Source organism: Vibrio sp. 10N.261.51.F12, from assembly GCF_041471725.1.
In the GTDB taxonomy this organism is placed as follows: Bacteria; Pseudomonadota; Gammaproteobacteria; order Enterobacterales; family Vibrionaceae; genus Vibrio.
Genome location: NZ_JBFROV010000072.1, coordinates 1 through 218, shown reverse-complemented (window position 1 = coordinate 218; position 218 = coordinate 1). Strand labels below are relative to the sequence as shown.

The window sequence follows — 218 nt, the reverse complement described above, 5'->3', positions numbered from 1 at the left end:
GTTTGTGGCTCGCTCTCCAATCCCTCGTTATCAATGGCAACGTAAGTGAAGGTCACATCTTCAGTTTGACCATTAGTCAGGTCTTGGAAGTCCTCACCAGGATCAAAGTTATAGGTGCCATTGTTAAAGCTCAGACTGCCTTTGCCGTCTGGAACATCGGTCGCCAAGGCGTAAGACGCGACAGTGCCATCCACATCGGAGGCTTCCGGTACGTCACG

General features: G+C 51.4%; 1 protein-coding gene. It reads right to left on the bottom strand.

Features of this window, described 5'->3' with window-relative positions; all coding sequences use genetic code 11:
- Window positions 1–218, bottom strand: a 218-nt coding sequence (locus tag AB4405_RS24295) for a hypothetical protein (protein ID WP_372063108.1), incomplete at both ends; no start/stop codon positions are given.